14 protein-coding genes are annotated in these 15,395 nt (G+C 43.7%); 6 read left to right on the top strand and 8 right to left on the bottom strand.

The window, feature by feature from the left end:
• Positions 1–142: 142 nt before the first annotated feature.
• The gene (locus MR764_RS01760) at positions 143–496 is read left to right on the top strand and encodes a DUF3088 family protein (protein ID WP_247977666.1); all 354 of its coding nucleotides are present in this window, start codon (positions 143–145) and stop codon (positions 494–496) included.
• A 67-nt stretch (positions 497–563) separates the two neighbouring features.
• Here MR764_RS01760 and MR764_RS01755 read toward each other — a convergent pair whose 3' ends face one another.
• The 6 genes from MR764_RS01755 to MR764_RS01730 form a co-directional block, all read right to left on the bottom strand.
• Positions 564–1,427 (bottom strand): glycerophosphodiester phosphodiesterase family protein, encoded by an 864-nt coding sequence (locus MR764_RS01755; protein ID WP_247977665.1) that lies wholly within the window; start codon positions 1,425–1,427, stop codon positions 564–566.
• Between the two features lie 13 nt (positions 1,428–1,440).
• Positions 1,441–2,436 carry a polysaccharide deacetylase family protein gene (locus MR764_RS01750; RefSeq protein WP_247977664.1) on the bottom strand — a complete coding sequence of 332 codons (996 nt, stop codon included), beginning with the start codon at positions 2,434–2,436 and terminating at the stop codon, positions 1,441–1,443.
• 20 nt (positions 2,437–2,456) lie between these two features.
• Complete coding sequence (locus MR764_RS01745) at positions 2,457–4,415, bottom strand: VCBS repeat-containing protein (RefSeq protein WP_247977663.1); 1,959 nt, start codon at positions 4,413–4,415, stop codon at positions 2,457–2,459.
• 181 nt (positions 4,416–4,596) lie between these two features.
• The gene (locus tag MR764_RS01740) at positions 4,597–5,682 is read right to left on the bottom strand and encodes a sialidase family protein (protein WP_247977662.1); all 1,086 of its coding nucleotides are present in this window, start codon (positions 5,680–5,682) and stop codon (positions 4,597–4,599) included.
• A gap of 18 nt (positions 5,683–5,700) precedes the next feature.
• On the bottom strand, positions 5,701–7,176 hold the full coding sequence (locus MR764_RS01735; protein ID WP_247977661.1) for a sodium:solute symporter: 1,476 nt from the start codon (positions 7,174–7,176) through the stop codon (positions 5,701–5,703).
• Between the two features lie 75 nt (positions 7,177–7,251).
• Entirely contained in the window at positions 7,252–8,199 is a 948-nt protein-coding gene (locus MR764_RS01730; RefSeq protein ID WP_247977660.1) for a dihydrodipicolinate synthase family protein, read from the bottom strand.
• A gap of 179 nt (positions 8,200–8,378) precedes the next feature.
• Here MR764_RS01730 and MR764_RS20335 point away from each other — a divergent pair, with 179 nt between their 5' ends.
• The 5 genes from MR764_RS20335 to MR764_RS01705 all read left to right on the top strand — a co-directional run bounded on the left by MR764_RS20335 (position 8,379) and on the right by MR764_RS01705 (position 12,978).
• Positions 8,379–9,230, top strand: coding sequence for an AraC family transcriptional regulator (locus MR764_RS20335; protein ID WP_247977659.1), 852 nt, complete (start codon positions 8,379–8,381; stop codon positions 9,228–9,230).
• Positions 9,231–9,464: 234 nt separating this feature from the next.
• Positions 9,465–10,145: an HAD family phosphatase gene (locus tag MR764_RS01720; protein ID WP_247977658.1), complete on the top strand. Its 681-nt coding sequence runs from the start codon at positions 9,465–9,467 to the stop codon at positions 10,143–10,145.
• Positions 10,146–10,169: 24 nt separating this feature from the next.
• Entirely contained in the window at positions 10,170–10,979 is an 810-nt protein-coding gene (locus MR764_RS01715; protein ID WP_247977657.1) for an aldolase/citrate lyase family protein, read from the top strand.
• 113 nt (positions 10,980–11,092) lie between these two features.
• Positions 11,093–11,686 carry a DUF1349 domain-containing protein gene (locus MR764_RS01710; RefSeq protein WP_247977656.1) on the top strand — a complete coding sequence of 198 codons (594 nt, stop codon included), beginning with the start codon at positions 11,093–11,095 and terminating at the stop codon, positions 11,684–11,686.
• Between the two features lie 116 nt (positions 11,687–11,802).
• Complete coding sequence (locus tag MR764_RS01705) at positions 11,803–12,978, top strand: CocE/NonD family hydrolase (RefSeq protein ID WP_247977655.1); 1,176 nt, start codon at positions 11,803–11,805, stop codon at positions 12,976–12,978.
• Between the two features lie 40 nt (positions 12,979–13,018).
• Here MR764_RS01705 and MR764_RS01700 read toward each other — a convergent pair whose 3' ends face one another.
• A complete protein-coding gene (locus MR764_RS01700; protein ID WP_247977654.1) occupies positions 13,019–14,407 on the bottom strand; it encodes a putative collagen-binding domain-containing protein in 1,389 nt (462 codons plus the stop codon).
• Positions 14,408–14,765: 358 nt separating this feature from the next.
• Complete coding sequence (locus tag MR764_RS01695; protein ID WP_247977653.1) at positions 14,766–15,038, bottom strand: DUF493 family protein; 273 nt, start codon at positions 15,036–15,038, stop codon at positions 14,766–14,768.
• Between the last annotated feature and the right edge of the window lie 357 nt (positions 15,039–15,395).

The raw sequence follows: 15,395 nt of genomic DNA, 5'->3' as shown, positions 1-15,395 counted from the left end.
CGGTCTTCTGTTTCTACAGAAGGCTGTTTTTTATTTTAGTGAAGATCAAAATAAACGTGAATGATAGATTTTGTGGATTACTCCGAACGATTCCATTCGCTGGTTTGTTAAGGTAAATACTAACTGAAATAAAGAACTTACAATGGCAAAGTTATTTTTACTTAAACCCGATTTCACGGATAAAAAGCTTAGCGAAAATACCTTGTATTACTGTCCGCATTCGGCACAGATTCTGGGGGTGCTCAACTATTATCCGCAGCTTAAGGACAAATTGGAAGTGATTTTTATCGATTTTCAGCGGCCTCGAAAAGGACTGATTGAGTTGGTGGGTGAAGGAAATCAGGGATGCCCGAATCTGGTCATTTCAAAAGCAGACGTGGACCCCGGCGATGATCTTAGCTATTTTAGCTCATTCGGCGACCATTACTTTGTGAATTCAGACGAGTTGATTGCCCGCTACCTGACAGAGAAATATAAAATCGGGGTGCCGCATTAAAATGAAAGCCAACCGGGTATTTCCCCGATTGGCTTTAAAGAATTCAATATCAAGATTTCTGAAGCTTTTACTTTCTTCTTCCTTTTGATTCCAGCAGCGGAATCAGTTTCTCAGGTTCATCGGTTTGGATAATATTGGCGCCTTTATCCAACAGATTTGCAAGCGCCTGATCGCTTTCTCCTGCATTGATCAGACGGTCCTGATCGCCGAGTGCATTGATCCAGATTCGTGCATTTTTCCCTTTGATCAGCTGCGTTAATTCGCTGGTGTAGAACGAATCGTCGATATGAACCACCGGAGCATCAAAGATCATCAGTGCGGTGTCTGCAAGCCCGTACGAAAAGGCACGCGGCATAACATTCGCTTCCGGATAATAATGTTGCACTTCTTTCAGTATTTCAAAATCGCTGTCGAAAAAGATCACCTGGTTCAGCGTTTCGGTCTTTTTCAGCGCATCAAAAACAGGTTTCAGATTTGATGTTTTCAGGTCGATATCGATCATTACCTTTCCTTTGGCCAGATTTAAAGCCTCTTCAAACGTAGCCAGCTGAAGATCGGTTACCGTGCCATCGGGCGTTTTCAGCCTGAACTTTTGCAGTTCTTTCCACGAATAGCTTTCCGGGTCGCCTGTACCCGTGGTGGTACGATCGATGGTTCGGTCGTGGTTCAAAACAACCACACTGTCGGTGGTAACTTTTACATCCAGTTCAATAATGTCGACACCAACTTCAATGGCATGTTTGATGGCAGGAATAGAGTTTTCGACATGACCGTTGTGCCCGGCGCGGTGCGCAGCTACCATCACGTAATTGGAATGAGCATCGTGAAATTTCTCCAGAATCCGGTCGATGGCCTGCTCTTTCCCGCACGAAACCAGAAGAAGAAGGGCGAAGAGAATCGTAAAGGATTGAAAAAACTTATTTTTATTCATGTGTCTGTGTTACTTATTTTTTCTGCTTAAACCTTTTCATGATTTCCGTCCAGTTGGTGAGTTCGATGTTGTTATCGGCAAAAAATTGTTTCACCACCGGATCGGAGAACATTTCGGCTTCCCAACCCCGTTGTTCCCACGAATTGGTAATGGTTTTCATGTTTTCTGTTACGATCGAAGGATGGAAGATAATCTCGGTAAGTCCGGGTTTAAGCGATTGTGCCAGCTTGAAAAAATTGGCACGTTTCTCTTTGTACGTTTTTCCGTTGGGTACGCTCGAAAAATTGTCGAGTTTGGGCAAACTGTAGTCGTTGAGAATATCGATCACGTCTTCTGTAATGGGGTAGCCCACCTTTTTGTAATATTCCGCCACCTCCGGATTCGACAAATCTATCGCGTTGGCCGGGATGCCATATTCTTCGGCAACTTTCATAAAAACGCGTACATATTCGGCTGAACCATACAAGGTTCCCATGTGCGTGTCGATGTGCGACGGACGATGGCCCAGTTGAATCATTTTATCAATTTGCGAGCGGATTTCAGTTTCTACTTCTTTTGCTGAAGCATGCATCACTACATCCGGCACTTCGGGCCATAATTTCCCGTGCGGATCCACCAGTCCGGGAACTTTTGCCGGGTCGGTAAGCGGTCCCCACCGATAGGTTTTCCATTCCGACGTTAAAGTCAGGTGAACACCAATGTCGACCTTCGGGTGTTTGATTGCCCATTCCACCATTTCTTCGGCATTGGGGCAGGGCATCATTACTGCAGCTGAATTAATGTCGCCTTTCAGAACATACGATTGTACGGCAATATTTGCTTCTTCGCACATCCCTGCATCGTCGCAATGCAGCAACAATATTTTCTGTCCTTTCGGAAATCCCAGCTTTTCGGCATTGGTGGTTTCTTCCTGTGCGTTAACGTTGTCAAAACCCAAAAGGATAATGAACAGAAAACTGTAAATGAAAATCAGGTTTATACTTTTCTGAAAGGGAATTTTCAACTTCATGTTTAATTCGTTTTAGAACGTCAATTTGTGTTTTTCAAAAAATAGAAGTGTCCGTCTTCTGCTCCAATCAAGAGGTCGGGCACTCCGTTTTTATCCCAGTCAACAATAGTGGGCGACGTTGAATGACCAGCCAGCCGGGTTTTGCTGAGTGGCCCCATGTCTTCCAAAACGGTAAGCCCGTTTTTTTCTCCTTTGTTACGAAGGAAGTTGACATTCACGGTATTTACCAGGATGTCCGGTTTCCCGTCGCGGTCCCAGTCAGCAATACAAATTTTTCTGCGACCCGATCCTCCGGCAGTTTTTGTGTTCAGACGGAGAAAACCATCCGCATCATTTTCAAACTGATTGGAAAAGCCTGCTTGGCTTTCACCGGTAAAAATCCGTTTGCCGGGTTTAAGTTTTAACACACCATTTTCAGAGTATCGTTCCCAAAAAGCCAGGTAACCTTCGTGGTCGAGCATGATCAGATCCATCAATCCGTCGTTGTTCCAGTCGTAACCCAACGGAGTGGTCCTCCATTGTGTCACCAGGTTTTTTCCTTGCGGATTCCACCAGTTCCACGTCGGTTTTGGATTTTTCCCCTGCCATTCCACTTCAATAGGCTGCGATGCTGCCAGCTTTGGTTTGCCCTTTTTTCCAATATTTTTATACCATTCAATTTTACCCCAGATGGAATTGTAAACAATGTCCGGTAAACCATCGCCATCCCAATCCGCAACAGAGAGCGTAGTGTAGCCCCATTTGCGTTCGGCCGGTCCCTGAATCGATCCGTTTTCGCCTGCCTGGATCAGAATGGTTTCTCCATCGGCTTTCAGGTAAACCGGTTTCGCCCATTTTGGAGAATCTCCGTTTCCCAGGTTTTCAATAAAACCAATGTATCCGGCTGTGTTTCCGCAAATCAGGTCTTCGTCGCCATCGGCATCCCAGTCAACAGAGTAGGGCGTAACCAGCGCTCCAAATTTTAAATACTGAGCCTCCTGTTGCAGATATTCGGGCGCTTTAAAAACAATCCCGTCAGCATTTTTCTTCCCGGTGTTTTTCATGAAAACCACGCGACCGTCTTCAATCCCAACAATCAGATCGACCAGTCCGTCTCCGTCCCAGTCAGCTGCCGAGGGAACCACCATTTCGAGGTCGAGGTGAAGAATTTCTCTGTTTATTTTGATGTATTTTCCTTTGGCATATCCAGGCGCTTTTCGGGTTCCTGTGTTTTCAAACCAGGTCAGGCGGTCTACAAATTCGCTGATGATGATATCGAGATCGCCATCACCGTCAAAATCTTCAAAAACGGCTCCTGAAATTCCAAAATTGTCAATTTCCACGCCGCCGGCTTTTAAGACCACAGGATCAGCATAAAGGCCGGGAGTAGTTTGTTCCAGCAAGTATATTTTTGCATGAAGCGGACCGTTTGTCCATTCACCTTTTTCGTTAAAGGCATTGTCCCAGCCGTATTCGCTCCAGTCGTCAATGGTAATGGCGATGTCCAGATCTCCGTCGTCGTCATAATCCACTTGTCGCCATAAGTTGAAGCGGGCTTTTTTTAATAAGGGCTTATAAAAATCGGCAGTAAACAAGGTGTCGGGTTCAGCATAAAGCGTTTCTAAAAAGTTGGGATAGATAATTCCCGGTGTCATTACGCTGTACTGCCCGTTTACCTTTGTGATTTGTAAGTTTTTCTGACTTTCGGTCAGTTTTACCGGTGCTTTCAAAACCGGATTTTTCCCACCGGCAGTATTTTCAAAAAACCAAAGACCGTTAAACGGTTTGTCGGGGCAGTTGACCAGCAAATCAAGGTCTCCGTCATTATCGTAGTCAACCGGAAAAGGCCAGGCCCAAAGCCCCACGCCAAGATCGGAATGCATGCCGGGTTGGTTGTACAGAATCCGGACGAGGTCGCCGGAATTCGTATCCTGCGCCATGTTGGTATGGGAAAAGAGAATACTAAAAATCAGAACTAAATAACTACGTCGGGTTTGCATTTCTTTTGGTTTAAAATTTTGACTGCCGTCTGGCTTTTTCTGAAAGTCAGTTTTAATAAACATCCAATTCTCAATTTTGAATGTAAAATACCCAACAAAATCCGGAAAATTGAATATTGGGAATTTTACATTGGATATTCTGCATCAGAAAGTAAAAACTAATCCCCGAATCATGGTTCTTTTATTCCGCAGGCCAGTTGCCGTTTTTATACGGGAGTACTTTTATTTTTGCAGGATCAACAACTACGTGTTTCACCAGTTTTCGGTTCCAGGTGTAGGTAATGTGGATCATTCCGTCGCTGGTTTGAATTACTGCAGGGTAGGAGTATTCTCCTTCCTTATCCGGATCATTCTCCAAAAGAACACCCGCGTCCCAATGAATTCCGTCGTTTGAAACGGCCATGTTCAGGATATTACGGTCGCCCCACGATTCTCCGGGAGTAATGTGATTGTAAATCAGCACAAATCTTCCGTCTTTTAATGTCACTGCATCAATGCCAGAATTGGGGATCGGCATATCGATCGGTTCCAGTTCGGTCCATGTTCTGCCATTGTCTTCCGACCAGGTGGTGATGATTTTTTTATTGCCGCTTCTGCACAGCGCCTGTAGTTTCCCTCTGGGGTGAACAAGAATTGTAGGCTGAATTACCCTGTATTTTTCACCATCGTTTAAGGGTTGGGTGCGCTCCCAGGTTTTGCCACGATCGGGAGTGATTTCCATATGAATTTGCCAGCCGTTGTCTTCGGTACTCGACGGACAAAGCAGATCGCCGTTTGCCAGCAGAATCGGTTTATTTTTTATCGGCCCCGCAATTTGTTCGGGCAAACGAATGCTTTGTGACCAGGTCTTTCCTTCATCTTTTGATGTAACATATTCACCCCACCATTCACGGGGGCTGGGGCCATCTTTGTAAAAAAGAAGGATTTCGTCGCCGTAATTGAACAATACCGGGTTCCAGGTGGGATAACGCAGGGTTTTGTGTTGAACGCCGTTGGCAACTTCTACCGGGATTGTCCATTTCCCTTTTTGAAAACGGCTTACCCAAATACCCACATCGGGGTGTTTTTCGTGTGTGCCGCCAAACCAGGCTGCAATTAATCCGTTTTTGGTTTCAGCAATGGTTGATGCATGACAACTTGGGAACGGTACATCTTCTTTTGTATAAATGAATTCTGATTTTACAATGGCCTGGTCTCCTTTGTAAGGCTTTTGTGCCGTTAAAGAAGTCACCAAAAACAGGGCAGATATAAACGTGATCAGTTTCATAACTCTTGTATTTATTAGCTATTGATTTCTTTTTATGAGTTTTAAGGATAAAAATCCCACAAGGAAAATGGCCATGGTCCCAATTACAATGGTTAAGTTGCTGTGAAGCGGGCTCCTGAAGGCCAATAGATTTCCTTCGGTAAAATATAGCGGTGATAAGCTCATCCAAATAATAACAAGTACGCCAACAATCACACCGATGGCGGCATCCATGTTGCGCACTTTCCTGGAAAGAAACGCCAGCAGGAACAATCCCAGCATACCGCCGCTAAAGATCGATGCAAGTGACCACCACGCGTCAAGTACACTTTCTACACCTACCAGCGTAAGCGAAATAAGTACACCCAGAATCCCAAAAATGACAGAGGCGATGTACAACACTTTCATCGATGATTTGTCGTCGGCGTTTTTATTGAAATATTTTTGGTAGTAATCCGAAAGAATAATGGTGGCCGTACTGTTGATACTGGTCGAAACCGTGCTCATTCCGGCAGCAAATATCGAGGCGATTAGCAAACCGGTTAATCCGGTAGGCAGGCCGTTCACAATAAAGTGCGGGAATACTTTATCACCGGAAATTCCGGCAGGGAGCAAATCCGGCTGAGCCGTGTAATAAGAAAACAGAGCCGTTCCGATGTAGAAAAAAACAATGGAAACGGGAACATAAAGTAAGGCTCCAAACAAAGCCGACGATTTGGCTTTTTTCTCGGAGCTGGTCGTCATGTATCGCTGTACAAAGTTTTGATCGATACCGTAATTCTGCAAGTTGATAAACAGTCCGTAGATGAGGACCACCCAAAAAGTTGATTCTGAAAGACTGGCGCTAAAGCTACCGAGGCTGAATTTATGATTGGCCGCTGCAATTTCAAATACCTGTGTTGGTCCTTCGGGCATCGAAAAAGTTAGAACGGCTGCACAAATAAGGGCTCCCACAATCAAAATAATTCCCTGGATGGCATCCGTCCAAACCACGGCCTGTATTCCTCCCATCATCGAGTAAACGGTTACCGCCAAACCCGTTACAATAATGATGGTTTTGATGTTCCATCCGAAGAGCGCGTTGAGTGGCAGAGCCAGCAAAAGCAAAATAGCGCCGGTGCGCATTAGCTGGGTTAAAATGTAACACAACGAAGCGTAAATCCGAGCCCAGGCGCCAAAGCGTACTTCAAGGTAATTGTAGGCAGAAACGCTGCCCATACTGCGGTACAGCGGAACGAAAAATTTGGCCGCCAGAATGGCTGCTACCGGAATGGCGAAACTAAAAACCAACGCATTCCAGTCGCTCATATAAGCTTTCCCGGGTAGGGCCAGGAAACTGATGCTACTAACAAATGTGGCAAAAATCGACATGCCCACCACCCAGGCCGGCAATGTGCCTCCTCCGGTGGTAAACTGGCTCGAGGTTTTATTTTTTAGAAAAAAACTGGCGCCAAAAATAACATTTCCTAAAGTGATGAATAAAAAAACGACTAAGTCGGTTACAGGTAAGTTCATATGGTTTATTCTGTTGATTTAAGTCGGTTACAGGCCGGTTTTTCTTTGCCGTTCGGTTACCGTCGCATCCTGTTTTCAGGTGATACTGTTTAACATACTAATTTCTTCACTAAGTTCGGGATAAGCTTCGAGCAGCTCTTTTATGTTTTTTTTCATTTGTTGTTTTTGTGCCTCTTCAAAGCCACTGAAAGGTTGTGCCACATAGCCACTGCAAATGCCTAAAGTGGAGAGCGCACATTTAATACTTTCAATGTATCTCGAACTGTCCGTACTAATATTATATATTTTTTTCTCAATTTGAATGACAATGTCTCTTAATCTGGCTACTTTATTTTTATCACCATCGAGCGTTGCCTGGTATAACTCAACAAAAACTTTAGGAAAAACATTGGCACCGCCTGTAATGCCTCCGCTTCCTCCATAGGTAACCGACTCGGGCAGAAATAATTCGGTGCCGCAGATAACGGCAAAATCGGGCGAATCTTTGAATTCATCCAAAAGCGAATAGAAATATGCGAGATCGCCAGAGCTGTCTTTGATACCGATTGCGCCCAGTTCTTTTGCTTTGCGAACCGTTTCAAGCGACATGTGCATTTTGGTGCAGCTCGGCATGTTGTAGAGTAAGAACGGCAGCGGAAGTTTGGGGACCATATTCTTTAAAAAGTCGACAAACTCGTTTTGCGAAATTGGCAGGTAATAAGGCGACGAAATTACCAGAGCATCTGCGCCGGCATTTTTCGAAATGTTGGCCATTTCAACCAATCCGGAGCCGGAAGTATCCGTAACACCTACCATTACCGGTACTCTTTTATTGATGACAGCACAGGCTTTTTCTACAAATTTCTTTCGTAAAGGGTAGCTTAAACTGGTAGCTTCGCCTGTGGTTCCCAGCAAAAATATGCCATGTACACCTCTATTGATAAGGTACTCAATTAAACGGGCCAAACCGTTTTCGTCCAGCTCTTCGTCGTTGATCAACGGAGTAATGATCGGAGGTATTATTCCTCTTAATGATAGATTCATTTGAATTTATATTGAATTTTTAAAATCAGTTAAGTAGTTCAGCGTAAAAACTACATATACAAAGAAAATTGATTTTGAAGCCTTGCGCTTCTTGTATATTGTTTGTTTTGCATTGAATTTTGACCTTAATTTGAACTTATTAATTAATATTTGTATTTTACGGTTAAAAAATATTCACGGTGGAGTTTGTATACGAAAAAATATTTGTCCCCCATAAACACTCATTTATTACGCGTCGGTTGAAAATGGATCCCAACTCTGAGAAGATTCATTCCCACAATAATTTTGAGCTGAATCTGATCACTTCTGGATCGGGCAGGAGAATTGTCGGGAATAACATTTCGAGTTACACTCCGGGCGATCTGGTATTGCTGGGGCCAAATATTTCGCACTGCTGGGAAGTATTGGAGACCAGTAACGATGAAGAGCCGGAATGCGTGGTTACCCATTTTTACGAAAACCTGATCAGCTCCGACTTTTTGAATGTTCCGGAACTGGAGCACGTGGTTGAACTGCTGAAAGAAGCGCACAGCGGCATCCTTTTTAAAGGGCCCAAGATTGAGCGTGTAGCGCAAACACTCAGCCGAATGGTGGAGATGAAAGGGCTTGAACGTTACATTAATTTGTTAAAGGTATTTAGTCTTTTGCTGAAAATAGAAGAACGCGAATACCTGGCCTTGCCTTCCGAACTTCCGTTGAGCTATGACAAAGACCGCGATCAGATTGATAAAATCTACGAATACGTTTTTCAAAATGTACAGGAAGGCATCAATTTAACCGAAGCCGCTAAAGTGGTGTACATGGAACCCAGCTCATTTTGCAGGTATTTCAAGAAGAAGACCGGCCAGACATTTATGGAATATGTGAAAACCGTCAGGGTTGGGATTGCTGCAAAACTTCTGGCTGAAACTGATAAACGAATCACACAAATTTGTTACGAGTGCGGATACAATAACCTCGCAAATTTTAACCACTATTTTAAAGTGATCATGGGGAAAACTCCTTCGGAGTACCGAAAGGATTTTCTGTAGTAGGAATTGAACCTCAGTTTTTTTGCTTGTCTGTTTTTATTTTGACAGATGCGTGGAGATTAGAGTCAATATTGCATTTGTATTAGCCAACAAATGTGTGGTGTTGTTTGTCCATTGTTTGTTAATTTGGTATCATGTATCGGAATCTGGTTTCCGGAATTGTGATAAACTTTCATGACAGTTCGAATTATACGTTTGTTGACAATTTCGGAAATTGTAATAGTAAAAAATAGCATGCAAATACCACTTGAGAAAAGATTTCCCCGGGCCGTAATTTTCGACATGGACGGAGTACTGGTCGACAGTGAACCCTATCATATTGAAATAGAAAACCGAATGTTCAGCAAAATGAAACTGGACATTTCTGACGAAGAACATGCCACGTATATGGGAACTGCAACCGATGTAATGTGGCGCCAGATCATCGAAAAAAGAAACCTTTCGTTGGATGCAGAGGAAATGACTCGCCTGACGAACCGGGAGGGAGTTCCCTTTTTTTCCGGTCTCGACAAATTGGATCCAATGCCGGGTTTGATCCGGCTTCTCGATTTTCTAAAAAGCAAGAGCGTGCCAATGGCGGTGGCTTCGTCCTCTGATCCTGAAACGGTAAAAATAATCATCGAAAAATCGGGGTTAAGAAAATATTTCAAACACACCATTAGCAGCGGGACAGTTGGAAAAAGCAAACCTTCTCCCGATGTTTTTCTGCATGTCGCCAAATTATTGGATGTCGAACCCGAAGACTGCCTGGTGATTGAGGATTCGAAAAACGGAATAAGGGCAGCCAAATCGGCGGGAATGTATTGCGTGGCCTACAGTGGAGCCGCGACCAGAAGTCAGGATCAAAGTGAAGCTGATTTGGTGATCGATGATTTTGAAAAACTGAAAGCTATCCTGTTTGAGAGTATGACTTAACAATAAACAACTGAGCGATAATAAATGGGAAAGGTATTACTTGATAAAATAAAGCAGGGTAAACGGATTTACGGGACCTGTATTACTTCGATGGCTCCGCTGTGGGTAAAAGCTGTTCGAAGCGCTAGCCTCGATTTTGTATTTCTCGATACTGAGCATATACCGCTCGAAAGAGCGGAAGTGGCCGCACTTTGTCAGTTATACGGGGCTGCAGGGCTGGGACCCATTGTGAGAATCCCTTCTCCCGATCCCATTCGGGCCTGCCAGATGCTGGATGCCGGAGCGGAAGGTGTTTTAGCGCCCTACATCGAAAATGTTGAACAGGTAAAAGAACTGGTGGGAGCAGTAAAATACCGGCCTTTAAAAGGAGAGCGACTGAAAAGGGTATTAAACGATAATGAAATAGTGGAGCCTGAATTGAAAGAATATCTGGACGACTATAACCGTGGGAATATCTGCATTCTTAATATCGAGAGTGTTCCCGCATTCGGCAAACTCGATGATCTGCTCGATGTGGAGGGAGTGGATGCGGTTTTTATCGGTCCGCACGATTTGTCGCTAAGTCTTGGTATTCCGGAGCAATACGATCATCCCAGGTTTGAGGAAACGGTTAAAGTGATTGTCCAAAAATGCCGGGCGAAGAACAAAGCTGTTGGTATTCATTTTTCTGACGATCCGGGGCGGGAGGTAAAATGGATCGGGGAAGGGGTGAATATTATTATTTACAGCTCGGATATGACACTGTTTGCTCAGAAACTTAACACCGATTTTGATTTTATTCGTCAAAGTGCAGGTGAGAAATCAGACCGGGGCTCAGACGATTTTGTGGTATGAACAAGTAATTTAATAGGATGAAATGAGCATGAAAATGGAGTTTGTACCAAACGACATGATTATACCACATGCGAATTCCATCTGTTACCATAAAAAATTAAAAATATAAACAGATGAAAAAACTGTCGCTAGAAAGTTTTGTGTGGATAAATCAACCCCGGAAGTTTGTGATCGACCATGACCGTTTGCTCATCGAAACCGAACCCGAAACAGATTTGTGGCAGCGCACGTATTATGGCTTTCAAAACGATAATGCGCCGGCATTTCTGACTCAACTTACGGGTGATTTTACCTTTGAGGTAAAGACCGAATTTGAAGAGTCTGCTTTTCGTTACGATCAATGTGGGGTGTTACTGTACATCGACAGTGAAAACTGGGTGAAGGTGTCGGTAGAATACGAGAACGAAACTTTTGCACGATTGGGATCGGTGGTCACCAACCTGGGATTTTCCGACTGGGCAACAACCGATATTCCGGCAGGCATTTCCGAAATGTGGTACCGGATCAGTCGCCGCGGGCAGGACTTTTACATTGAGAATTCGGTGGATGGTACCGGCTTCCGCCAGATGAGAATGCTGCACCTGCACAAGGCATCGGCTGAGATAAAAGTGGGGGTTTACGCCTGTAGCCCGCTTAAATCAAGCTTTAATGCCGTTTTTTCTGAATTTAAAGCCGGTCCGTGTTTGTGGCCTGAACACAAAAAATAGTGAGTAGTCCTTCACTGAAATAAGATAAGACGAGAGACGACTTGGGAGTTTGGCCGTATTGGGATTCTCGCTATCTTAGGAACAGAATAATCTACATCAACTAAATAAACCTATCAATGAAAAGAAAAACCTACACCACTTTATTGTTGCTGGCGGGTATTTTGCTCGCTTTTGCATCGGGAATTCAAGCACAAAACAACATGCTTTGCCAGGGAGCATATTGGACTGAAGACGAAGCGAACCTGAAAATGAAAGAATTTGCCCAATCATGGAACGACCGCGAATCGTGGGAGAAGCGGGCAGCTGTTATCCGGGACGGAATCATTAAAGGGATGAAATTAGACCAAATGCCGGAACGTTCAACAAAATTGAACGTGAAGATTTCAAACCCGCGCCAAATGGATGGCTACGTGGTGGAGAATTTTGTAATGGAAAGCTTCCCGGGATTTTACATCACCGGAAATTTGTATCGTCCGCAGAAGCAAAAAAGTAAGAATCCTGCGGTTTTATGTCCGCACGGGCATATGACCGACAAGCGCTTGAAACCCGATGTTCAGATTCGGTCGGCAGCTTTTGCCCGCATGGGAGCCATCGTTGTGGCTTACGACATGGTTGGTTTTGCCGATTCGAAACAAGTAACCCACGATATTCCGATTGCGCTGGTATTGCAAACCTATAACAGTCAGCGGGTGGTGGATTACCTGCTTTCGAGAGGCGATGTGGATCCGGAGAAAATTGGAGTGACCGGCGGTTCAGGTGGCGGAACACAGACGTTTATGCTTGCTGCCATCGACAGCCGGATTACAGTGGCGGCGCCTGTGGTGCAGGTTTCTGCGCATTTCTTTGGCGGCTGTGTGTGCGAAAGCGGAATGCCGGTACATAAAAGCGATCATCATCAAACCAATAACGTGGAAATTGCCGCGCTTTGTGCGCCACGTCCGTTGTTGCTGGTTTCCGATGGGGGAGACTGGACCAGCAATACACCCCGGATCGAGTATCCTTACATCCAGAAAGTGTATGCTTTATACGATGCCGAACACAAAATGGAAAATGTGCATCTTGCGTTGGAAAAACACGATTATGGTCCTTCGAAACGATTTGCCGTGTACAACTTTTTTGCCCATCACCTGGGACTCGATAAAAATAAACTTCCTTACAATTATGGTTACGACGAGAGTTTTGTTACCGTACTGGAGCCGGATGAATTACGGGTTTTCAATGAAAAGAATCCACTCCCGGCAAATGCATTGCAAGGGAACAAAGCGGTAATGAAATACCTGAATTTGAAATAAAATATTGCAAGATACAGATCCCGTTTTAAACATCTCGAAATTAAAGTTTTTCAAGAAGAGCAATCCATTCCAGTTTCCCCGGAGCCTGTAAGTGAACAACTTTTCCTCCCTTTATCGTTTCGGTAGCGGTGCATTCTCCGTTTCGGATGTTCATCCATTTTAAACTGAATTCTCTGTCTGTATTACTTAAATCCAACCCGACTTCGCCACCATCGGTAAAGAAAACCACATAGGCTTCTCCCTTTTTGCAAGCCAGGTAGGCTTCATTTTCTTCCCTTTGCGAAAGCAGTTCATTTTCTGGCGTTAAGTTCCAGAATTTTACTGCCTTTTCTATTTCTCGGGCTGTTTTTACAGAATTCATTGAAAGTTTCGATAATCCAAGTCCTGATGTAGGGCGGTGAAAGCGTGCCGCAGCGGCTCCTCCCAATACGTGTCTCCACCAACGATCCAATGCTTCCCCGGAGCCTCCGAAACTTCCGCCATCGGCACCATAAGTTTTCACTGTATTTATGGGGCGAGGATTTTTCGAAATGTAATTTCGCACCCATTGAAAGTTATCCCAGTGAACCTGTCCTTTCATCTGGTTATTTTGAGAAACGTCGCAAAATGCATAACGTTCGGGATGATCAAAGGTACGTTTGTGGTGCTCTGACTTTAAGTCCCAGTTGTCCCACATTTCTGTAACACAAGTTTCTTTTCCTGCTTCTTTGGCTTTATTCAAAATATACTCTGACCAGAAAACAGCCCACTCTTCCTGTGCCGAAGTTTCGTTGTCGATACAATATAAAACGTGGTTGTAGTTTAATGAATAAGAAAGCATTTTATCCACAAACTGCTTCTGGTACTTCAGCAACACTTCATTATTTTGTTGATGCAGGGTGGTGAAAAAGAAGGGTTGTACATTCCTTCCCGGATGGTCGGGGTAATCGCCTTTCAGACCGGAGTCTTCAAAAGTATAGTTGATGTTGTTTTTCGGATTATAGGGATGAGGTGTCCAGTATTGTCTTGAATAATCAAAACGGTCCCACACTTCAATCTGAACGATGATATTTCGCTTGTGGGTTTCTTTCAAAAAATTCTCAAAACGCTGCCAGTATTCATCGTTCCATTTGTTCAGGTCATATTTCCCATTATCGAGGCGGGCATACGGATATAGTTCAAAACCTTTACCTTGCCGGTCACTCATGGTATTCCGAACGTAATTGGCACCTATTTCAGTCATCGAATCCAGATGTGGAATCAAAAAGTTTGCAGGCCACTGAAAAAGGTTGTCATCACTGCTGGCGCCGAGCAACATCACAGGCTTTTTATTAAACTGCCAGGACCAGTGGTTTTTTGTCCAGGGCTGAATACGTTTTGAATCTTTGTTTTTGGCCGTTACGAAAAATGCGTTCAACAAAATGAGAAGGAATATAATCTGAAGTTTCATTAGCTGGTTTCTTTAGTTCGAATCAACTTTTCTCCCGGAAGATCATGAGTATAACCGGAGTGAAAGACTTACGCAATTTATTGAATTCGAATTGAAATAAAAAGCTTGTAATCAGATTTATAAATTGAATGGGATTAGGGGAGAAGCGTATTGGCGACAGCGATTCTTTCGCAAATCGTCCACTTTTTGAACAGCATTTACCTGTGATGTGTGGTCGACGGATTATTCAGTTCATCCAGCGTACCCGATCAATACTTTGCTAAAACACAGGGCATTCCTTTCATATGTCTCGTAATGTTGAATGGATTTTTTTGACGTACAGAAAAGATTGAGCAGTGTGATTATTGAGAGAAAGTTTTTACAAAATAATCACACCTTCGATTTTGTCCACCTGTTCAACGATTTCGATGATCTGGTCGGCGCTTTGCATTTCAGCAACACAGGTAATGGATACGTGTTTGAGGTCGGAGGTGTGTTTAAACGAAAGTGTTCCGTGTACCGGTAGAAGGGCTTTGATCTGATCCACTTTCCCATTGGCGTTGGGAGTGATGAATTTAAACATGTATTTCAACGGCCACGTCTCCATTTCCATCAGTCGGTATCGCAGTGTTTTGAATTTATCCGTTTTCATAAAAAACTCTTTCTGCCAAAACTAACGGAAAAACGGTTCCAATTGTTTGCGATGAGCCAGGAACAGATCAATGTTAAGAATATCGTTGTTTTGAGAGATGTATTAAATCAGTAACGACAATTTTCAATAAAAAAAGCAGCTAGAAAATCTAACTGCTTTCAGTAGCGAGAGGCGGGCTTGAACCGCCGACCTCATGATTATGAATCGTAAGAGGCATGTTTGTAAACATTTTTAATTGTTTATAAATGTGTCAAATAAGTTGATAATCAGGTAATAGTGGCAAAGTGATTTTCAGTTTAATTGTGAATATTTCATTATATTTGTATTATTTGTTTGAACAATGTTTGAACAAGATGC

The organism is Maribellus sp. YY47, from assembly GCF_023111095.1.
Taxonomy (GTDB): Bacteria; Bacteroidota; Bacteroidia; order Bacteroidales; family Prolixibacteraceae; genus Draconibacterium.
Note: the sequence above shows the minus strand (reverse complement) of the source record. Positions and strands in the feature narration are given on the sequence as shown.